Annotated in this window: 22 protein-coding genes; 11 read left to right on the plus strand and 11 right to left on the minus strand. The window is 41.7% G+C overall.

The window, feature by feature from the left end; translation table 11 throughout:
- Positions 1 to 3: 3 nt before the first annotated feature.
- The 6 genes from Q0688_RS11025 to Q0688_RS11050 all read left to right on the plus strand — a co-directional run bounded on the left by Q0688_RS11025 (position 4) and on the right by Q0688_RS11050 (position 6,120).
- The gene (locus Q0688_RS11025; protein WP_299076104.1) at positions 4 to 2,166 is read left to right on the plus strand and encodes a marine proteobacterial sortase target protein; all 2,163 of its coding nucleotides are present in this window, start codon (positions 4 to 6) and stop codon (positions 2,164 to 2,166) included.
- Positions 2,121 to 2,747, plus strand: a complete 627-nt coding sequence (locus Q0688_RS11030; RefSeq protein WP_299076107.1) for a class GN sortase — start codon at positions 2,121 to 2,123, stop codon at positions 2,745 to 2,747. Before Q0688_RS11025 ends, Q0688_RS11030 begins: the two co-directional genes overlap by 46 nt.
- A gap of 199 nt (positions 2,748 to 2,946) precedes the next feature.
- Entirely contained in the window at positions 2,947 to 3,477 is a 531-nt protein-coding gene (locus Q0688_RS11035; RefSeq protein ID WP_299076110.1) for a hypothetical protein, read from the plus strand.
- Positions 3,478 to 3,721: 244 nt separating this feature from the next.
- Positions 3,722 to 4,687 carry an ABC transporter ATP-binding protein gene (locus tag Q0688_RS11040; RefSeq protein WP_299076113.1) on the plus strand — a complete coding sequence of 322 codons (966 nt, stop codon included), beginning with the start codon at positions 3,722 to 3,724 and terminating at the stop codon, positions 4,685 to 4,687.
- The gene (locus tag Q0688_RS11045; RefSeq protein ID WP_299076116.1) at positions 4,680 to 5,450 is read left to right on the plus strand and encodes an ABC transporter permease; all 771 of its coding nucleotides are present in this window, start codon (positions 4,680 to 4,682) and stop codon (positions 5,448 to 5,450) included. Before Q0688_RS11040 ends, Q0688_RS11045 begins: the two co-directional genes overlap by 8 nt.
- A 4-nt stretch (positions 5,451 to 5,454) precedes the next feature.
- Complete coding sequence (locus tag Q0688_RS11050; protein ID WP_299076118.1) at positions 5,455 to 6,120, plus strand: SAM-dependent methyltransferase; 666 nt, start codon at positions 5,455 to 5,457, stop codon at positions 6,118 to 6,120.
- A gap of 1 nt (position 6,121) precedes the next feature.
- Here Q0688_RS11050 and Q0688_RS11055 read toward each other — a convergent pair whose 3' ends face one another.
- Positions 6,122 to 6,835: an EAL domain-containing protein gene (locus tag Q0688_RS11055; protein WP_299076121.1), complete on the minus strand. Its 714-nt coding sequence runs from the start codon at positions 6,833 to 6,835 to the stop codon at positions 6,122 to 6,124.
- A gap of 166 nt (positions 6,836 to 7,001) precedes the next feature.
- Here Q0688_RS11055 and panP point away from each other — a divergent pair, with 166 nt between their 5' ends.
- Positions 7,002 to 8,612 carry a pyridoxal-dependent aspartate 1-decarboxylase PanP gene (panP, locus tag Q0688_RS11060; protein WP_299076123.1) on the plus strand — a complete coding sequence of 537 codons (1,611 nt, stop codon included), beginning with the start codon at positions 7,002 to 7,004 and terminating at the stop codon, positions 8,610 to 8,612.
- 10 nt (positions 8,613 to 8,622) lie between these two features.
- On the opposite strand, the gene panC is transcribed toward panP, so the two are convergent.
- The 7 genes from panC to sfsA all read right to left on the minus strand — a co-directional run bounded on the left by panC (position 8,623) and on the right by sfsA (position 14,699).
- Entirely contained in the window at positions 8,623 to 9,486 is an 864-nt protein-coding gene (panC, locus tag Q0688_RS11065; RefSeq protein ID WP_299076126.1) for a pantoate--beta-alanine ligase, read from the minus strand.
- Positions 9,487 to 9,534: 48 nt separating this feature from the next.
- The gene (gene panB, locus Q0688_RS11070) at positions 9,535 to 10,329 is read right to left on the minus strand and encodes a 3-methyl-2-oxobutanoate hydroxymethyltransferase (RefSeq protein ID WP_299076129.1); all 795 of its coding nucleotides are present in this window, start codon (positions 10,327 to 10,329) and stop codon (positions 9,535 to 9,537) included.
- Positions 10,330 to 10,426: 97 nt separating this feature from the next.
- The gene (gene folK / locus Q0688_RS11075) at positions 10,427 to 10,921 is read right to left on the minus strand and encodes a 2-amino-4-hydroxy-6-hydroxymethyldihydropteridine diphosphokinase (protein ID WP_299076132.1); all 495 of its coding nucleotides are present in this window, start codon (positions 10,919 to 10,921) and stop codon (positions 10,427 to 10,429) included.
- Positions 10,918 to 12,213, minus strand: a complete 1,296-nt coding sequence (pcnB, locus tag Q0688_RS11080) for a polynucleotide adenylyltransferase PcnB (RefSeq protein ID WP_299076169.1) — start codon at positions 12,211 to 12,213, stop codon at positions 10,918 to 10,920. Before pcnB ends, folK begins: the two co-directional genes overlap by 4 nt.
- Before the next feature lie 156 nt (positions 12,214 to 12,369).
- Positions 12,370 to 13,311, minus strand: a complete 942-nt coding sequence (gene gluQRS / locus Q0688_RS11085; RefSeq protein WP_299076135.1) for a tRNA glutamyl-Q(34) synthetase GluQRS — start codon at positions 13,309 to 13,311, stop codon at positions 12,370 to 12,372.
- 66 nt (positions 13,312 to 13,377) lie between these two features.
- On the minus strand, positions 13,378 to 13,827 hold the full coding sequence (dksA, locus tag Q0688_RS11090; protein WP_299076138.1) for an RNA polymerase-binding protein DksA: 450 nt from the start codon (positions 13,825 to 13,827) through the stop codon (positions 13,378 to 13,380).
- 167 nt (positions 13,828 to 13,994) lie between these two features.
- Positions 13,995 to 14,699, minus strand: coding sequence for a DNA/RNA nuclease SfsA (gene sfsA / locus Q0688_RS11095; protein WP_299076141.1), 705 nt, complete (start codon positions 14,697 to 14,699; stop codon positions 13,995 to 13,997).
- Between the two features lie 84 nt (positions 14,700 to 14,783).
- On the opposite strand from sfsA, the gene pepB reads away from it, so the two are divergent.
- Positions 14,784 to 16,067, plus strand: coding sequence for an aminopeptidase PepB (gene pepB, locus Q0688_RS11100; RefSeq protein WP_299076144.1), 1,284 nt, complete (start codon positions 14,784 to 14,786; stop codon positions 16,065 to 16,067).
- A gap of 135 nt (positions 16,068 to 16,202) precedes the next feature.
- Here the strand turns inward: pepB and Q0688_RS11105 are convergent, their stop codons facing one another.
- The gene (locus tag Q0688_RS11105) at positions 16,203 to 16,385 is read right to left on the minus strand and encodes a helix-turn-helix domain-containing protein (protein WP_299076147.1); all 183 of its coding nucleotides are present in this window, start codon (positions 16,383 to 16,385) and stop codon (positions 16,203 to 16,205) included.
- A gap of 243 nt (positions 16,386 to 16,628) precedes the next feature.
- Here Q0688_RS11105 and Q0688_RS11110 point away from each other — a divergent pair, with 243 nt between their 5' ends.
- Together Q0688_RS11110 and Q0688_RS11115 are read left to right on the plus strand one after the other, a co-directional pair.
- Positions 16,629 to 17,219, plus strand: coding sequence for a YhgN family NAAT transporter (locus Q0688_RS11110; RefSeq protein ID WP_299076153.1), 591 nt, complete (start codon positions 16,629 to 16,631; stop codon positions 17,217 to 17,219).
- 96 nt (positions 17,220 to 17,315) lie between these two features.
- A complete protein-coding gene (locus Q0688_RS11115; RefSeq protein WP_299076156.1) occupies positions 17,316 to 17,909 on the plus strand; it encodes a YjaG family protein in 594 nt (197 codons plus the stop codon).
- 25 nt (positions 17,910 to 17,934) lie between these two features.
- Here Q0688_RS11115 and Q0688_RS11120 read toward each other — a convergent pair whose 3' ends face one another.
- Positions 17,935 to 18,849 (minus strand): LysR family transcriptional regulator, encoded by a 915-nt coding sequence (locus Q0688_RS11120; RefSeq protein ID WP_299076159.1) that lies wholly within the window; start codon positions 18,847 to 18,849, stop codon positions 17,935 to 17,937.
- 112 nt (positions 18,850 to 18,961) lie between these two features.
- On the opposite strand from Q0688_RS11120, the gene Q0688_RS11125 reads away from it, so the two are divergent.
- Complete coding sequence (locus Q0688_RS11125) at positions 18,962 to 19,654, plus strand: CPBP family intramembrane glutamic endopeptidase (RefSeq protein ID WP_299076162.1); 693 nt, start codon at positions 18,962 to 18,964, stop codon at positions 19,652 to 19,654.
- Positions 19,655 to 19,703: 49 nt separating this feature from the next.
- Here Q0688_RS11125 and rsmD read toward each other — a convergent pair whose 3' ends face one another.
- The gene (rsmD, locus tag Q0688_RS11130) at positions 19,704 to 20,318 is read right to left on the minus strand and encodes a 16S rRNA (guanine(966)-N(2))-methyltransferase RsmD (RefSeq protein WP_299076166.1); all 615 of its coding nucleotides are present in this window, start codon (positions 20,316 to 20,318) and stop codon (positions 19,704 to 19,706) included.
- Between the last annotated feature and the right edge of the window lie 113 nt (positions 20,319 to 20,431).

A 20,431-nucleotide genomic window follows, 5' to 3' on the forward strand; every position in this document is an offset into this window, starting at 1 on the left:
TTTATGTCATCACTCCCCAAGCTTGCGGTGGTTAGTTTGGCGATTATTGCAATAGGGGCATTACAATTTGTGATGCCTGCTTTTAGCAACAATCCAAACACTGCGCTCAATGCAAGCACCAAAGTTTTAGCCCCTGACAGCAGCCTAAGTAACCTCCCTGTTAAGGACTTTCACTCAGCCCAAAGTGGCACCTTGTACTTTATCAATGAGCAGGTTATTCAGGACGAAACAGTGCAGCAACACTCACTCAGCCCTGTCCTTAAAACCAAAGTGGACATTAAAGTAACAGGTATTGTAGCCCGTACCAAGCTCACTCAAACCTTTAGAAATGCAGGTACAGAGTGGGTGAGTGCACTTTACGTATTCCCTTTACCGGAAAATGCCGCAGTCGATCATTTATTGATGACAATAGGTGACCGCAAAATAGAAGGGGTAATTACAGAAAAAGATGAGGCAAAAAAGCGTTATCTTCAAGCCAAAGCCGAGGGCAAGAAAGTCAGTTTAATCGCACAGCAGCGACCCAATATATTTTCTAATCGTATTGCTAATATCGGCCCGGGCGAAACCATCGAAGTGAGCATTGAATATCAACAGCGCATCCCTTTTGAACAACAGCAATATAGCTTACGTTTTCCTTTGACTATCACGCCGCGATATCAGCCCAAAGGCACCACTGAAGCCTCACAAATTCAGCCTAACTTTTCTCAAAATCACAGCCCTGAAACTAACAATATTGAATTGCAGGTGCACTTGCAGGCAGGTTTTTCGGTGCAAAATATCAGTAGCGAGTTTCACCCCATTAAGATTAACCCGCTACCTGATGGTAGTCAGCATATTCAACTGGTAAAAAACAGCCAGGCCAATCAAGATTTTGTCTTGAACTGGCAACCAGAGCTGGGTGCGGCCCCCCAGTCAGCGCATTTTACTCAGTTGGTTAATGGCGACAAATATGGCTTGATCATGTTACTGCCACCACACAAAAAACAACACTCTCAATTAAGCCAAAACCGCGAGGTTATTTTTGTATTAGATACATCAGGTTCCATGGAAGGCGACTCTATTCAACAAGCAAAGCAGGCACTTTTGCTAGCCATTGATGAACTAAAACCAAAGGATCGCTTTAATATCATTGAATTTAATAACTACGCTCAACACATCTGGAAGTCACCAAAACCAGCCGACCTAAATAATAAACAACAAGCCAAACACTTTGTTAATAGCTTATCGGCCAATGGAGGCACCGAAATGCAAAGTGCATTACAACTGGCCTTTGCTCAGCCCAAGGGACAGCTATCGACTGGCTTGCGCCAAATAATATTTATTACTGATGGCAGTGTGGCTAACGAAGCTTCTTTAATGACGTTGATCAACAAAAAATTAGGTGATTCGCGGTTATTTACTGTGGGCATTGGCAGCGCACCCAACAGCTATTTTATGACTGAAGCAGCCAAAATGGGGCGAGGCACCTTTACTTATATTGGCTCGGTGGAACAGGTGCAACAAAAAATGCTTGGCTTGTTAAGCAAATTACAACACCCCGCTGTTACCGATATCGAATTACAGCTAAATGACTACCCGTTGCAATCTGATCCGCAGCTAGAGTTTTATCCCAACATTATTAGCGATTTATACAAAGGCGAACCTTTAGTACTTAGCTATAAAATATCTGGTAGTAATCTTGCAGACAATTTTTCTAACGTAAATATAAAAGCACAATTCCAACAAAAACCTTGGGGGTCGCCTTTAGTTATAAACGGGGAAACGAGGCAATCTGGCCTCAATGTTTTATGGGCAAGACAGAAAATAGGCCAGCTTACCAGAGATAAGCGTCGAGCCGGTCATGCAGTAAACAGCTCTGATGCCGAACAACAAACATACAAACATCTAATCACAGAGACGGCGTTGGCTCATCACATGGTGAGCCAATACACCAGTTTAGTGGCAGTAGATGTTACGCCAACTCGCCCTCTTGCATTACCAGTTAAAGAGCAAAAGCTGCTAAACCCAATGCCAAAAGGCGCTTTATATCGCTCCGCTAGCATACAGGGTCAACTACCACAAACGTCCACAACTGCTCAGCTAAGAATAACAATAGGTTTAATTTTAATGGGATTAGCACTATGTATGCACTTACTTACAAGAAAAATAATTTTGTCTCAAAACTAATATTTTCAGTCAGTCGACATAAATGGCTATTGCTATCTTTGTTGTTGGGGATTTATCAATTTTCAGGTGGACTATATATATTTGCCAAGGCACAGTTGGCTCAATACTTAATCGCCGACGCTTGGCACAAAAGTCTGCAATCAGGAGAGCAACACCAACCTTGGCCTTGGGCAGATACTCACCCTATTGCTGAACTAACCATCAATGACCGCAATTGGTATGTGTTGGCAGGAGCTAGTGGTAGAAACTTAGCTTTTGCACCCAGTCATGTAAGTGCAACTCCTTTGCCTGGGGAAGCAGGCAACAGCGTGATAGCGGGCCATCGCGACACCCAATTTAATAGCCTAAAAAAGCTACAAATAGGAGCAACAATTAACGTAAAAACCAGAGACTCTGAACAACAGTTTAAGGTCACTATGTTGCGTATCGCCCATCAATCACAGGTTGAATATATGCAAACTAACACCAGTGACCCATTTGAATCTGAGCCTTCCAGCTTAACGCTGATCACTTGCTATCCTTTCGACAGTATGTTGCCTGATCCAACACATAGATATGTAGTCACAGCCATCGCCATATAAGCATAGGCTTGGTTTATTGCATACTAAGTGCTGTATCCAATGACAGACAAAAAATATCAGTAACTGACATAACCTGTCTGGCAACTCTGATTATTAACATATTTATCAATGAGTTATAGATGTGGAACAGAAATTGCCATGTGTGTAAGCAACCTAAGCTTCATGCTTTTCAATTTAAATATAACTAGGAATAATACTAATGGCTTTATCAAAATTCACCCTTGCAATAACACTGACTACATTTAGCCTTGGATTAAGCGCTTGCACTGAACCAACCCAACAATCCACCCAAAAAGCTGATCCAGACATGGTCACCCAAGCTAAGGAAAAATCTGCCGACTTGTATAACAAAACCAAAAAAGGCGCGTCTGAACTTGCCGACAACGCAGCGGATATGGCCAGTGATTTAAAGGAAAGTACCTCTGAAGCATATGACAATGTTAAAGATAAAACCAAAGAGGCCTATGATGCAACGGCTGAAACAGCGTCTGATGCCCTAGATGCTACCAAAGACGTAGCAAGCGATTTAACAGAAAGCGCAACTGAGACTTATGAAGAAGTCAAAGATAAGGCTAGCGACGCATACGATGCCACAGCTGAAAAAACCTCAGATGCAATGGATGTAGCAAAAGAAAAAGCTGCCGGAGTAAAGGCTGATTCAGCTGAAAAACTCAAAGAAGCCTGTATTGCCAGCAAAGAAAAGCTAGGCAAAGACCCCAAAGACTGCTAATCAACTGTCTTTTATTTGCGACAAAAGGGCCTCTGCCCTTTTGTTTGTTTATTATTCATATAATAAAGTTGTAGCGCCTCATCTCACGCCCACCCTTTATTATTCATAGGTTTCCCCGCGTAATTGTTATATCACATATAATTTTTGTCATTTTGCTAACTGAAAAAAAGATACAATACCCAAAATGCTGAGCTGCTTTGCAGCCTTAAGGCAATTCTATTAATCACATCAGCTGGCAGTCGACATGAACGCATTGAGTATCAAAGGATTAACTAAAACCTATAAGGGTGGCACCCAAGCTCTAAAGGGTATTGATTTGGAAGTAAAACAAGGCGATTTTTTTGCTTTGCTTGGACCAAATGGTGCGGGCAAATCAACCACTATAGGTATCATTAGCTCATTAGTGAATAAGACCCAAGGGCAAGTTGATGTGTTTGAGTATTCCCTAGCCAGTCAACCTATTGAGGCAAAATCTTGTATTGGGTTAGTGCCGCAGGAGTTTAACTTTAATCAGTTCGAGCCTTTAATTCAGATCATGCTTAATCAGGCCGGCTACTATGGTGTACCTAAAAGTGTCGCTAAACCCAGAGCCGAAAAATATCTTAAGCAACTCGATCTTTGGGACAAACGCAATGCCCCTGCTAGGCAGCTCTCCGGTGGCATGAAAAGACGTTTGATGATCGCCAGAGCCCTGATGCACCAACCTAGAATGTTAATTCTTGACGAGCCAACCGCAGGTGTAGATATAGAAATCCGCCGCTCTATGTGGTCATTCTTACAAGAGATCAACCAGCAGGGGGTCACTATTATATTAACCACCCATTATCTTGAAGAAGCCGAAATGTTATGTCGCAATATTGCCATTATCGACAAGGGTATTATTGTTAGAAATACCAGTATGAAAGCGTTACTTGCCACTTTAAATATTGAAACTTTTGTGCTGGATTTATCTAAAAATGTCAACGCGCTAACCTTAGAGGGTTTTACAAGCCGCTTAGTTGACGAGCACACCTTAGAGGTTGATGTACCTAAAGAGGCTGGCCTTAATGGGGTATTTGAACAACTCACACAACAACAGATCCAAGTGTTAAGCATGCGCAATAAATCCAATCGATTAGAAGAGCTATTCGTTAGAATGCTCGAATCAGGACGTACATCAGAAGAAACAAGCTCAACCCAGGCACAAGTTGTAGGAGGCAGCCATGAATAGTCTAAACATGGTGGCCCTTAGAACTATATGGCGCAAAGAATGTTTACGGTTTTTGAGAATTTGGGTGCAAACACTGTTACCACCGGCCATTACTATGACACTGTACTTTGTCATTTTTGGTAGCCTGATAGGCAGTAGAATAGGCAATATGGGCGGCTTTAGTTATATGGAATTTATTGTACCTGGGCTCATTATGATGGCGGTTATCACTAATGCCTATGCCAATGTTTCCTCGTCATTTTACAGTGCAAAATATCAACGTAACGTTGAAGAGATGCTAGTGGCCCCGGTTTCTAATTGGATTATCATCGCTGGCTTTGTGGGGGGAGGTGCCATTCGGGGCATACTAGTAGGTGTAATAGTGACCTTTGTTTCAATGTTTTTTGTGGATATACACATTCACAATATTCTCATCATTTTAGTCACTTTAGTGTTAACTGCGGTGTTATTTGCAACAGCTGGATTAATTAACGGTATTTACGCTAATTCATTTGATGATGTGAGCATAGTTCCAACCTTTATCCTAACGCCTTTAACTTATTTGGGCGGAGTATTTTACTCCTTAACCTTGTTACCTGAATTCTGGCAGTGGGTCAGTAAGATCAATCCTATCGTATATATGGTCAGTGGCTTTAGGTATGGTTTTCTCGGAGTTTCTGAGATTAGCTACTTAACTTCTTTAAGTATCTTAGTGATATTTAACATCGTCTTGTTTGCTTGGGCATATTCTCTTATTAGTCGTGGCGTAGGCATTAGAAGCTAACATTATGAAACAACAAGCGCGCTCCATTACGACCAATCAATTAGGGGTTCACAAAAACCTACAAAAGGTAGTGACACGTCAACTTGGCAATGACAGCCAACGACCTTTGACTGACCACACAAAGCAAGCCTACCAAGAAGCGGTAACATGGCTTGGAAATTGGCAAGGCGACCTTATCTTAGATTCTTGCTGCGGCGTCGGTGAAAGCACAGTAAATATTGCAAAAGCCCATCCAAATGCCCGAATCATTGGGATTGATAAGTCTGCTTTACGTACTAATAAGCATCAAGCCTATGCTAGCGATGAACAAAATTACTTGGTGTTACGAGCCGATCTCAACGATTTTTTAAGGCTACTGATCTTAGATGGTAAAAAGCTTAGCAAGCACTTTTTATTGTATCCCAACCCCTATCCTAAATCGGCACACTTGCAACGTCGTTGGTATGCAACCTCAGCGCTAAAAGATATCTTAAAACTGGGTGGAATACTTGAAGTAAGAAGCAATTGGCAATTGTACATACAGGAATTTGCCGCCGCTTTAGATATTGCTCTTGTTAATAATCATATCAAGCTTTATAAGAGTGCATATGCCATTACACCCTTTGAACGTAAATACTGGGAAAGTGGCCAAGATAGCTGGCAACTGCTGGCCGATTTAAATCAAAAATAAATTAATCAACACTAGGCATAGGATGGCGAAAGTAAAACCCCTGTGCATATTTAACCCCTAATTGCTTAACAAGTTGTAGGGTATCTTGGCGTTCAATCCTTTCGGCAATCACTTCGATTTTATTATTAGTGGCAGAACAAATTAGCCCCTTAATAAAATCTTCTTGTGTGGGTTCCTTTGCCACTTTATCAAACAGATCCGCAGATACCTTAATCGCAGAAATAGGTAAACAAAGAATGGCCTGTAGATCACTTTCCTGCTGATCAAAATTGTCGATAACTATATTAATACCTAACAGCTTACAAATTTCACAAAACTGCGCAAATTTTGCCGTTTCTGCCAAAGCATTTTGTGCGGTAATTTCAATGGAAATACGCTGTGGGTTGGGGTAATGCTCAAGTTGCGCCTGAAGGAATTTAAGGGTGCTCGAGTCGGTCATGTCAGCCAAGCTTAGGTTGATATTCCAAGCCATATTGATGTCTCTAAAATAACTGGCGCTGCGACCAAATAGAGATTGAGTTAATTGCGCCACGGATTGTTGTCTGTCGACCAAAAATAACAATTCACTTGGCAAATAATTGTTTTGCTCAGGGGTTAAAACTCTGGCCAAACATTCGTAGCTCCAAACTGCATTATTCTTCAGATCCATAATTGGTTGGAAAAATGGAACAACGTAGTCTAAGTTAAATCGATCTGTTACTTCAGTAACTTGCATAAAAAAGTATTTTTTATCTCGAATATTCTTGACAATATAACAACAATTTAACAATTGCCAGATAATACCTATCTCTGTGGTAATTTGGAGTGAGTAAGGGTATTGGTCTCTTCAAAGAATTAGGGTAAAGTGCGCGACTTGAAAATTTTCAGACAAGGTATTAGTAGTGGGCACAGCTGAGGTTAGCTTAGAGTATTTGTTTAAGGTGTTTACCTTACCTGAAAGCAAAGATTCTAAACTTGCACAGATTGAACAACACCTATCAGACAATCTCGCCGATTTTCTGTCGCAGCATGTTGTCACTAAAGTCAATTCTCTTTCTCAAATTGAGAAAAGTTTTGCGGAATATTCAGTACCTGAATCTCCCGAATTTGTATCAAAGCACGCTGAAGATTTACTCGATAAATTAGTGGCCAATTCCGTTAATACCTATTCCCCTAGCTTTATTGGCCATATGACCTCGGCCCTTCCCTACTTTCACTTGCCTTTAGCCAAGCTTTTAGTTGGACTAAATCAGAACTTAGTAAAAATTGAAACCTCCAAAGCCTTTACACCACTAGAACGACAAATGCTGGGCATGATGCATGAATTGGTTTACAAGCAACCTGCCGATTTTTATCAAAGCTACTTGCACAGCGCCAACCATGCTTTAGGGGCGTTTTGCTCTGGAGGTACCATAGCCAATATTACGGCCTTGTGGGTTGCACGAAATAAAGCAATGCCCGCTACCACGCAATTTAGAGGGGTAGCGCAAGAAGGCTTAGCAGCCGGAATGCTGCACTACGGCTATAAAAAAATGGGGATTATCTCTTCAAAACGCGGGCATTATTCCTTATCTAAAGCCGTTGATTTATTAGGACTAGGTAGGCAACAGATGATGACTATTGACTGCCCTTCTCAGCGCTTATCTGCTGAGAAAGCCTTAGCTTTAGGCAAGCAATTTCAAGCTGAAGGAAATAAAGTTTTATCAATAGTAGGCATAGCAGGCACTACAGAAACAGGGCATATAGATCCGCTCGATGAACTGGCAGATGTGGCCGAAGAATTAGGGTGTCATTTTCATGTGGATGCCGCATGGGGCGGAGCGACCTTGTTTTCTAAGGAACACAATCGTTTACTTAAAGGCATTGAGAGAGCAGATTCGGTCACTATGGACGCCCATAAACAAATGTACGTACCTATGGGCGCAGGCATGGTGTTATTTAAAAACCCTAATGACAGTAACGCTGTGCGCCATCACGCACAATATATATTACGTGAAGGCTCGAAAGACTTAGGCGCCACCACACTAGAAGGCTCAAGAAACGGTATGGCCATGATGGTTTATGCCTCATTGCACATCTTTGGGCGCCAAGGTTATGAGCTGCTAATTAATCAAAGCATCGAAAAAGCCAAAATTTTTGCACGGATGATCCAATCTCACCCAGACTTTGAGTTAGTCACCTCTCCAACTTTATCGTTGTTGACCTACAGATTAAATCCACAAAATGTACAAACCAAGATGAAGAGTCAGGCTACTATTGATGAGGCACTCAATAAAAAATTAGACGATCTAACTGTGATAGTTCAAAAACAACAACGTGAGGCGGGTAAATCATTTGTTTCACGAACTCGCTTGCAAACAAAAACCTACCCAGAACAAGCCATTACTGTATTCAGAGTGGTACTGGCTAATCCGTTAACCACTGAAACAGACCTTCAAAATATATTAGACGAGCAAATTGCTCTTGCGGGTAACACTCATATTTGGCAAAAGCTCTGTCAACAACCGAGTTAACCGAGCTAATCTAGTTTTTTTGCGCTACTAACTCAAACGCTAAGTTGTCAATTAATCGGGTTTTTCCTAGAAATGATGCCGCTAACAGTACTAAGCGATTATCTTCGTGACTAGGAGGTAGCAAAGTACCTGTATCTCGAATTTCTAAATAATCAGGATGAAACCCTAACTCGGACAATTGTAATTTGTACTCTTGGGTTAGCTTGGAAAAATCCCTACGGCCATTATGTATTTCAGCGACTAATTGTTGCATTTTTTTATATAAAGTGGGCGCTAACTTACGCTCCTGCTCTTTTAAATAGTGATTTCTAGAGCTCATTGCTAAGCCATCAGCTTCTCTTGTTGTGGGCACACCATATATTTGCAGGTTCATTGATAAGTCAGTGACCATGGCTTTGATCACCTGTAATTGTTGAAAATCCTTTTCGCCAAAAAACGCAAGATTTGGCTGCACCATATTAAATAACTTGCACACTATAGTGGCTACGCCGCGAAAATGTCCCGGTCGGCTAGCCCCGCATATCATATAAGACAAACCGGGTACCTCAACAAAGGTCTGCTGCTCTAAACCTCTGGCGTAAATATCACTGGCTTTAGGCCTAAATAGTAGATCAACACCTATCTCTTGCAACATATGGCTGTCGCTTTCTAGGGTTCGTGGGTAGGCATCTAAATCTTCATCTGGACCAAACTGCATAGGATTTACGAAGATTGAAACGACTACTATATCAGCCTTAAGTTTGGCCTCACGTACCAGATTAAGATGACCTTGGTGTAAATTGCCCATAGTGGGAACAAAGGCAATCACTTTGGCACTTTTTTGCCAACTACGCCTGATTTCACGCAGTTCTGAAATTTCACTAATAATTTGCATAATGTCGTACTTTACTTATGTATGTTTAGCTCACGGCTTTGCTGCGTACTAATTGAAACTGTGCTCAGTTGATGGAAAACTGCCATCTTGCACTTCTTGAATATATTGGCCTACTGCTTCGCGCATATTGCTGCACTGTTGCAAGTAGTTTTTAGAAAACTTAGGCATATAGTTAGCGCTGATACCAAACATGTCGTGCATCACTAAAATCTGTCCATCGGTTTGCGCTCCCGCACCAATACCAATAACCGGAATATTCACATTTTGCGATATTTTGGCTGCTAAATCTGTAGGAATACACTCCAGCACTAGTAGCTGAATACCGGCTTGTTCCAATTGCTTGGCTTGCTCTAGGATATTTTCGGCCTGTAAATCATCCCTGCCTTGCACTTTAAAACCACCAAACACATGTACCGACTGCGGCGTAAGACCCAAATGCCCACACACTGGTACGCTACGCTCGTTAAGGCCTTTGATCGTTTCTAGTAGCCATGTACCACCTTCCACTTTGACCATACTAGCTCCAGCTCGCATCAGCTCTGCTGCGCTAAGGTAAGCTTGTTCAGGGGTGGAGTAAGACATAAATGGCATATCAGCCACTACAAATGCACGCTCTACACCTTTGCGTACTGCACGCGTATGGTAGGCAATATCTGCTACTGTGACACTCAAAGTATCTTCATCGCCTTTGAGCACCATGCCAAGCGAATCCCCTATCAACAAAACATCTACGCCTTGTTCATCGAACAATTTAGCAAAACTAGCATCGTAAGCGGTTAAAGCAGTGATCTTAGTTTGCTGTTGCTTCATGCTAAGCAAGCTTGAAGTCGTTACTTTTTTCATTAGATATACTCCAATTTTTGAATCATCAAACAATACTTTTAACTGCTTAGGCACCATACCTATGGTATGCGCACTATACGGGATTTTTTGTGAATTTCTAGACTAGCAAATTCGTCATTTTTTGTAAGCCATTTAACGGACAAGCATCAACCAAATCGGATAATTTTTCTCCCGATGGCAAGACCAAGTTGGGGGCGATGTCATACAAGGGGTAAAGTACAAACTCCCTTTGCTGCAAGCCTGAATGAGGAATAGTTAAATGCGGGCTATCAAGCTGCATGTGACCAAACAGCAAGATATCTAGATCTAAAGTTCGTGGCCCCCACCTATTGGCTTTACGAACACGACCTTGGTTATTCTCTATGGACTGGGTGTGTTGCAGCAGGCTATCTGGTGCAAGCCTAGTATTTAGCAGTGCCACCGCGTTCACATAATTTGGTTGATCTTGCGGCCCCATTGGCCGGCTTTGAAACAAGCTCGAACATTTAATCAGTTCCGAGCCTGGTATGGCAGCCAAGCTCTCACAGGCCTTTTGTATTTGCTGTTCAGGCTGCGACAAATTGCTACCTAAGCCAATGTATACTGGGATCATGCTTTAGGTTTAGGCTTTTTGCGGTTGCGTCTTGGTCGCCTTGCTGGCCCACCTTCTTGCTTGCGTAGCTCTTCTAACATTGTCTTGCGCTGGCTGTCGTCTACTTCTTGGAAATCCGTCCACCACTGGGCAAGCTCTAGTAACTGTCCTCCTTCAATTTGGCCCCGTAACAACAGGAAATCGTAAGCGGCCCTAAACTTGGGATGCTCTAACATTTGATACGCTCTACGGCCATAACGTCTAGGCAGTCGATTTTGCAATTGCCAAATTTCTCGAATAGTAGAACTAAAGCGCTTAGGGATCATAATACGTTGAATTTGACGATGCATCACATCGTTAAGGGCAAGGTTAAATCCATCGAAATGATTCAGGCCCCCTTCTACCATTAACTGCTGGCAGCGTTCTTCTAACGGATACCACATAAATGCGGCAAATATAAATGCAGGTGTAACTCGTTGCCCAGTATTAATGCGATTATCAGTGTTAGTAAGCACTTGCTCTACAAATTGATTCTCACGGCTTCCGGCTTGTAAAAGCAATGGCGCCAGTTGCGGAAAAAGCTGCTCAAACAAATGAAACTCAGTCAGTAACTTGTAAGTTGCTAGTCCTTGCCCTGATAACAATAACTTAAGGATTTCTTCAAACAACCGTGCCGGCGGAATATTGGCCATTAGTGGTGCCAAACGCTTAATAGGCTCGGCGCTAGTTGCGCTAATATGCATATCCAATTTGGCAGCAAATCTCACGGCTCTGAGCATTCTTACAGGATCTTCACGATAGCGCGTTTCAGGGTCGCCTATCAGTGCAATTTCTTTATTTTTAATGGCTTGCATGCCACCAGCAAAATCGCTAATGGAATAGTCTGCAATATTGTAATACATAGCGTTAATGGTGAAATCGCGGCGCTGCGCATCTTCTTCGATGCTGCCAAACACATTGTCACGCATTAATTGACCATGATCGCTGTGTTTACTGTCTTTAGACTCAGTTTTATCACTATTTTCATGATGACCACGAAAAGTGGCAACTTCGATAATTTCTCGACCAAACACAATATGTGCCAGCCTAAAGCGACGGCCAATCAATCGGCAATTGCGAAAAAGCCCTTTGATTTGTTCGGGGGTAGCATCAGTTGTTACGTCAAAATCTTTTGGATCTTTACCCAGCAGGGCATCGCGCACACATCCACCCACTAAATAGGCTTGATAGCCATTGTTGTGTAGGCGATACAGTACTTTCAGTGCGTTTTCACTCATTGATTCACGAGAAACGCTATGCTCTGCACGGGGTATGACAGTAGCTACAAGCCCTTCTGGTTTATCTACAGTCTTAGTGCGCAGAGCGCTCCTGACTTTGTCAATTACGCGAGAAATAATATGCTGTGCTCCTTATTTTGGGCATTTTATGCTGTAAATAGCGCCGCTTTGTGCGGAAAAATTCGGCGCTTATCATATACTGTCTGACTGACCAATTCTATTGTCAATGCACTCTGTTTTTGCAGCAACGGCATTCACATTCCAAACTTGGATAGCCCATTCTAAGATATCTGCCACCGATCCCTTTTTTAGTTGTATAGATGGTGATAAACCAAGAAATTCGATGGCGTTTATAAGATTTTCCCGCGCTTCTAGATTATTTACTGGGACTGCGTGATTTTGTTTACTGAGTTTTTTACCTGGCGCGGTGACAACCACTGGAAAATGCAGAAATTGCGGAGCAGGCGTATCAAAAGCCTGGTACAAAGCCAGTTGAAAAAGTGTCGCATCTATTAGGTCGGCGCCTCGTGCCACTTCTGTGATACCTTGTTGAATATCGTCTACTACTACAGCTAGTTGATAGGCAAATAACTGATCTTTACGCTTAATGGCGAACTGTGCGGGTATGTGCTGGGTGTTAAAATTCACTCGGCCTAATAAGTTATCATTAAAACCTTTTTGAACATCATGATGCTTAAATCGTATGGCGCTGTTTGCAATGCTTAGATTTTGATCCGCGCAGTCACACAATTGATTTTGCGGCACAATTGCAAGTTGCTTTCGGGTACAACGGCAATGATAGGTTAAACCTTGGGAAGCTAAATATTGAATTTTTTGGTTATATAACTCGCTTCTGTCACTTTGATAAATCACCTCGCCGTCCCAAAATAAGTGATGAGCCTCAAGGCAGTTCAAGATGGAATCAGTTGCCCCGGCCACTTCTCGTGGTGGATCAATGTCTTCAATTCTGAGCAACCATTGTCCATTTTGGCTTTTAGCTTGTAAAAAACTACCTAAGGCTGTGACAAGAGAGCCAAAATGTAAGTGCCCTGAAGGAGATGGAGCAAAACGTCCCACATAACCTTTGTTAGGTGTTAGGCGATTCGTAGATGGAGAGTGAAGTGCTGTGGCCATAAACCAAGTTGATTATCCCAAGCAGCCAATCGAACCATCAATTGCCACTTGGGACTATAGGTAACATTAACCTTGAAGTTGTTTTTCTTTGATTTCTGCCATGGTTTTGCAATCAATACACATATCGGCAGTAGGTCTTGCTTCTAAGCGACGTACACCAATTTCGATGCCGCAGGCGTCACAAAAACCAAAATCGTCTTCATCGATGCGCTTCAGAGTTTTTTCGATTTTTTTGATTAATTTGCGTTCTCTGTCACGAGTACGTAACTCAAGACTAAATTCTTCTTCTTGGGCTGCACGGTCAACAGGATCAGGAAAATTAGCCGCTTCATCTTGCATATGATGCACAGTGCGGTCTACCTCTTGACGAAGTTGGTCACGCCACGCTTTTAACAATAAACGAAAATGCTCCATTTGATCTTCGTTCATGTACTCTTCGCCTTTTTTCTCCTCGTAAGGAGTCAAACCGGCTAAAGCTAATAATCCAAGTGTTTTGTTCGTTTTTGCTGTTGGCATATGCCAATTCTCCTAAACTACGGCATGAGCTGTTCTGTATTGACGGCGCTCTTAATTCTGAAAGCCATCACACCGGCAATTACTTGCTCTTAACATCTTCCGTTACAGTGAAAACAATTTTCTAGCAAGGCAATATGGAGGTCTTGTAGAAAAAATCAATATCTATTTTAAGAAAAAAACCGCAAGGCTTGATTTATATAGATTTTTTTTGAATTGATGTGGCAACCGTAACATAAAACTTGCACACCATTTAGCATAGCTTGTTTCAGTTCTTTAGCGTAATCAGGGTCAATATGATTTGCTACTTGTACCGATTGAATACCTGAGTGTTGCACACAAAAAAATAGGACGGCACGCATACCTTGGCTAGCAATCAAACTTAACTCCCGTAAATGCTTTTGGCCCCGTTGGGTTTTTGCATCTGGAAAATAGCCTTTTTGATCCGCTAATAGAGTGACTGATTTCACTTCAACATAACAGTCAGCTTTTTGTTTATCCGTTAGCAAAAAATCAATTCGGCTATTTTCTTCACCAAATTTCACTTCTGCCTTTAAGTCAGCATAACCTGTAAGTTCAGCTATCTTATTGTTTTGTATAGCTTCTTTAACCAGTGCATTGGCTCTGTGGGTATTGATACCAATCCAATGTTCTTGGTCTGTTAACACCACTTCCCATGTATACATTAACTTTCGCTTAGGATTGTTACTGGGCGACAGCCACACCTTCCAGCCAGGCTCGGCGCACCCTGTCATCGCACCTGTGTTAGGGCAATGGGCAGTAACAATTGAGCCGTCAGCCAGCTTTACATCAGCCAGAAACCGTTTATATCGTTTGATGAGAGTGCCTTGAATTAAGGAGGAACAAAACTGCATAGTTGTTTGGGCGAGTCCGTATAAAATGCTGTGAGCTGAATGACGTCATGGTAGTCTACCTGTCTTTGTATAAATGGAGTAGTTATGTCTGGTTTAAGTGTTTTTATTACTAATAAAGCAGCAGCCGATTTTTATGGCGCTGGAACTGTCTTATCAATGTCGGATCAAAAGGCCTATGTGCATTTAACGGATCCTGAAAACCAGTTGTGGGACATCAAAAAGGCAGCGCGTAGTCTTGATAATTTAGGGATAACTCAGGTCAAACTTGAAGGAAATTGGCAAATTGAACAGCAGTGGGCATTCGCGCAAAGCTTTACTACAACCAAGAAACAAAATCATATCCAATGGTGTGATGACAACAACGCACAAGAGTTATCCTACCGTAATCAGGCTATGATATTTACTCGCAATATCACCAATGCCACGCCCGAAGACATATCACCGGAAATACTCGCCGATACTTGTAATCAATGGCTCTCATCAATCAATAGCCAACACATCAGCAGTAAAAGATGGGTAGGTGAAGAACTAAAACAACAAGGTTGGATGGGGATTTATCATGTAGGACGAGGCAGTACTCGCCCCCCAGTTTTAATTGAAATTGACTATAACCCAACAGGAAACGACTCAGCGCCTGTTGCCGCTTGCTTAGTGGGCAAAGGCATCACCTTTGATTCTGGCGGCTACAGCATTAAGAGTAGTGAAGGCATGCTTAGTATGAAATGTGACATGGGCGGCGCAGCTACGGTCACTGGTGCCTTAGGATTAGCTATATTGCGAGGCCTAAATAAACGGGTTAAGTTGTTTTTATGCTGCGCCGAAAATTTAATTAGTGGTCACGCATATAAATTAGGTGATGTGATCACTTACAAAAATGGTACGACTGTAGAAGTAGTGAATACAGACGCCGAAGGCCGATTAGTGTTAGCCGATGGTTTAATGGCCGCAACAGCAACGGGAGCAGATCTCATTATTGATGCCGCTACTTTAACGGGTGCTGCTATGGTGGCTTTGGGTGAAGACTACAATGCATTTTTTGCATTAGACAAGGCATTACAGCAACGTATTTTAGACTATTCAGCCCAAGAATTTGAACCGTCATGGGGGTTGCCCTTAGAAAAATGGCATCAAAACAAATGCCCTTCTGCCTTTGCTGATACAGCAAATAGTAAACCGATGAAAGGCGGCGGCGGGGGTGGCGCATCTAATGCGGCGGGTTTCCTATCACGATTTGTTGCCGAGCAAGGTAAAGGCTGGCTGCATATTGACTTAGCCGCAGCGTACAACGCTAGTAGCACTGCATATATGCCTGCCGGAGCCACCGCACAAGGAATTAGAACTATCGCTAGAGCACTGTTAGACGAATAACAAACCTCGACCTAACACATTGCTTTTAGTCAGTCTTGTCTTCTTGTTTAAAGAATAAGACTGACTTTAGCAGCGGTGTTTAAGCCTAACGTTTATAAAGACCAAACAAGCTTTTAAAAGGCAAGAAGCTAGCCGCTATATACCGCCTAAGCGCTCCGCTAACACTTTATATTTTTCTACCGCGTCTTTCTCAAATAGTGGATTTCCGTTAGCATCTTTATCTGCTGCTGGTAACAGACTTTCTCTTTCAAGCCTTTCGACCCTTGCACTCTGAACACCAAGATATTCCGACACTTGTTCTACTGTCATCAAACTCATTCGACAATCCTCTTATTTTCCATTGTATTTTGATGAGCTAATAGTAAAGCGCAAAGCTAAAGAATAGCTAGTACCAATTGCCATCGATTCTAAATGAACACAAAATAATTCATCCCACATTCGGGAAGGTTAGTTTTGTACCTAATGATTAAATCATCAAGCCTTTGAAAATAAAACTATTTTTAGGGCATAACAAGGAAATGTAATAAACTATCTGAAAAGCGAAGCATTTTAGAGAAAAACATGGACACTTGGTCAGCCGCTATCACCTTATTTTTAATCATGGATCCTCTGGGTAATTTGCCGGTGTTTATGTCTGTTTTAAAAACCATAGAACCTAAACGAAGAAAAATAGTATTAGCAAGAGAACTACTATTCTCACTTGTCATCATGTTCACCTTTTTATTTAGCGGCCAAGTGGTATTAAATTTCTTAAATGTGCGCCAAGAGAGTGTCAGTATAGCAGGCGGGATTATTTTATTTCTGATTGGCTTAAAAATGATATTTCCACAACCTGGTGGCGTAACTGGATTAACCTCAGGTGAAGAGCCCTTTATTGTACCCTTAGCCATCCCCATGGTTGCGGGTCCATCGGTGTTGGCTGCATTGATATTATTGGCCAATCAAGATCATAGCCGTATGTTAGATTGGTCTATGGCATTAGGTGCAGCATGGTTGGCAACGGCAGCTATTCTTATGCTCTCTAGTCGTTTCCACAGACTTTTAGGTGAAAGAGGTTTAACCGCCATAGAAAGACTAATGGGTATGATCTTGATTATGATTTCTATCCAAATGCTATTAGATGGAATAGGGCAATATTATTCACTTAGTTAATCTTAGCTGAAAAACACTTTCTTTTGAGCTCGTAGCTCGTAGCTCGTAGCTCGTAGCTCGTAGCTCGTAGCTCGTAGCTCGTAGCTCGTAAAAACAATGAGAACAAATTTGAATAACAAACTAAATATATTTCAACAAGTTAGAGAACTAGAAGGCTGGTATGCAGTGGCTTTCTCAGCCACACTTCTAGAGCGCATGTTACCCAATTATGTGCTGTTTTGTGAAGCTACCGAATTTGCCGATCCCGCGCAATATCGCAACAGTCTAAATGCAATATGGGAATGGTTAATGGTACCTAAGGCTAAGATAAATTTTGCTGCCCAACTTGAGAAAGTTGAAGAAGCGGTGCCTGACGCCAGTGATTTCGATATGTATGGCGTATATCCAGCGATTGATATGGCCATGTCTATGTCGGCAACCATTTTATTGATCCAAGGGGAAGATCCTCAAGGTGCTGTAGTCGTTAGTAAACTCTCACAAGGTGGAGTAGAAGCTTTTATCGAAGCCAGTGCCGAACAGGCTGTTGATATACAAACAATTAAACAACACCCCTTGATGCAATGGGAGATTGAAACGCAACAAGAACTCTTAATCTTGTTAAAAGAAAGCAATAAAAGCGCCGAAACCTGCAAAAAGCTTAAAAAACTAGCCACAGCAGAGGGCATCAGCAATATTGGTATTGAATTTTAGTCACCAAAAGTTTGCATCAGAGTTTTTACCAAAGTGGCTTTTTGGCCAAAAAGAAGTCAATAAAGGCTCGTACTTTAGGCTGGTCAAACTTTACCCTTTGATAATAAATGAAGATTTCGGCACTTGCATACCAGTATGGCTCTAGTATCGGCACTAATTGCCCACTTTTTACATAACCTTTGATATCTTGATTGTCCTCCAGAGCATTAATGATACCTAAACCCTGAGCACACATTAAAGATTGGCGGTTTACTGATTTAATTGGAGCGTTTAACTCAACCGTCTGTATTTCGTTACTCACCGATTGTTCGGTTTTATTCACCACCAGAGCGTTACTAGGACTCCCATGGGGATGACCTATCATACGATGATGATTCAAATCATCTGGATGGTTAGGTCTACCATATTTTGCCAAATACTCTGGTGATGCAAAGATCCCCAACTTGGCTTTCCAAAGAGATCGTCGCTTTAGACTTGGAAACTGGGTTCCCAAATACTCTGATACCCCCCAGTAGATATCATAAGGAGCGAGATTAATATCGATAATGCTTTCTTGCACGTCAAACGTTAGCTCAATGTCTGGGTACAGTTTGTGGAATTCCGACAGCCAGGGAAATATCGTTTCGTCAAATGTTTGTCCATCTTGCGCTACAATTTTTAGAACACCTGAGTACCTGCCAGTTCGTGATTCAAGCCACTGCTGTAAGGCATCATGATCTGCCATGATATGCCTTGTGCGCACTAAAAACGCTTCACCAAACTCTGTAAGCCTGATCCTTCGTGTACTCCTCTCGAACAATGATTCGCCGAGTAACTGCTCTAATTGCGAAATTTGTTTACTTATCGCCATGGGCGTTTTATCTAACGCTTTAGCAGTTTGAGTAAAACTTCGATAATCCGCCACCAGCGCGAAGACAGCTAATGATTCAGTCTTTAACATAAGGCACCATTATAAACTTTTTATTTGCTGCCATTATACTTGAATACTATTTTTTTATAATGATGTTTTTTCTATGCTTTGCACTGTGAATAATTAACTAAGCAGGCGAAGTATGATTGTTTTTGAATTTTTACTAATCAGTTATTTTATTGGATACCCCGTTTATGTGTATTTTACTCATGACAATTTAAAGCAAAGAATGCTGGCTAACCCAGCAATGCGTATTAAATTATACAAAGAGACTATGGTGTTTTTATGGGTACCTGCCTTAGTTGTACTCTTCTTAATCTTTCAAGACAGGGTGTCAGCTACGACTGTTGGTCTAAACTTACACTGGAATTTAGCAAATCAACTTATGCTTGGAGGACTAGTGATTTTGAGTGGCTATTTGTTATTTTCACTCAAGCAGATTGCCAACAATCAAGCTAGGCACCAAGAAATAGCCGACAAATTTTCTTATGTTCAGTGGTTAATGCCTACAACACTCAGGGAGTTAAAATATTATGCCGGTGGTGTTTCAGTATCAGCCGGTGTATGCGAAGAGTTGCTATTTAGAGGCTATTTACTTGGGTTAATAACTGAATATTCTTCTACTCCAATAGCTGTCATTGTCTCTAGCCTTGCATTTGGCTTACCTCACATTTATCAAGGTATTCCTCATGTTATAAGAACTACAGTATTTGGTGTCTTTATGGCACTTATCACTGTCCTAACCGACTCCATCATTGCTGCTATCTTATTACACATTATCATGGATATTTTTAGTGGTTGTATGGCATACATAGTGGCTAAACAACCCAAATAAAGCTTGGGTTGTAGTCTACAGCCCTTTCTTTGCAGGCTTAACTTAAAGATCACTCACTTATTCGTTTATACAACTTAGCGGATACTTGTGCACTTAGCTTTTCTTTAATTAACTGCCAACTATCAGGTACTTGATAACTTTCCGAGCCTGCACATTCGATATAAATGACACCACCTGGAGCCAGTAAATTCTGTTGAGAAATAGTATTGATCACCTCAGGTAACAAATTTTTATTGAAAGGGGGATCTAAAAATATCAAATCGAACACTTGCTGTTGTTTAGCTAATAAGGAGGCCGCCGCCCCTTGCAACACAGTAGCCTGTTCGCAAGAGATACTTAATAGTTGAATATTTTGAGTTAGTTTATTCACCACCTTTTTATCTAGTTCAACAAATAAAGTTGATTGCGCTTGTCGTGACAAGGCTTCAAACCCCAAGCCGCCACTACCCGCAAAGGCGTCTAAACACCTTGCGTTATGAACGTAGGGCATCAACCAGTTGAATAACATTTCTTTATTCTTGTCGGTAGTCGGTCGTAATCCTTGCACGTCTAGTACAGGTAGTTTACGCCCTCGAAAACGACCACTGATGATCCGAATGGAACCACTGGATTTTGAGCTTCTTGCAGAGTGGCTCTTTGATGTACGTTTTTCGCCTCGCTTCATTTGGGGTAGAAATGCTATTATTATGAACTGATGTAAATAGTTTACCCAATTAGCTAGGATTTCTCACCGGTATGTCAAAGTTTTTCAAATGGCTCAAAAAAGATAAGCAGCAA

Origin of the sequence: uncultured Paraglaciecola sp. (assembly GCF_937123705.1) — a bacterium.
Classification (GTDB): Bacteria; Pseudomonadota; Gammaproteobacteria; order Enterobacterales; family Alteromonadaceae; genus Paraglaciecola.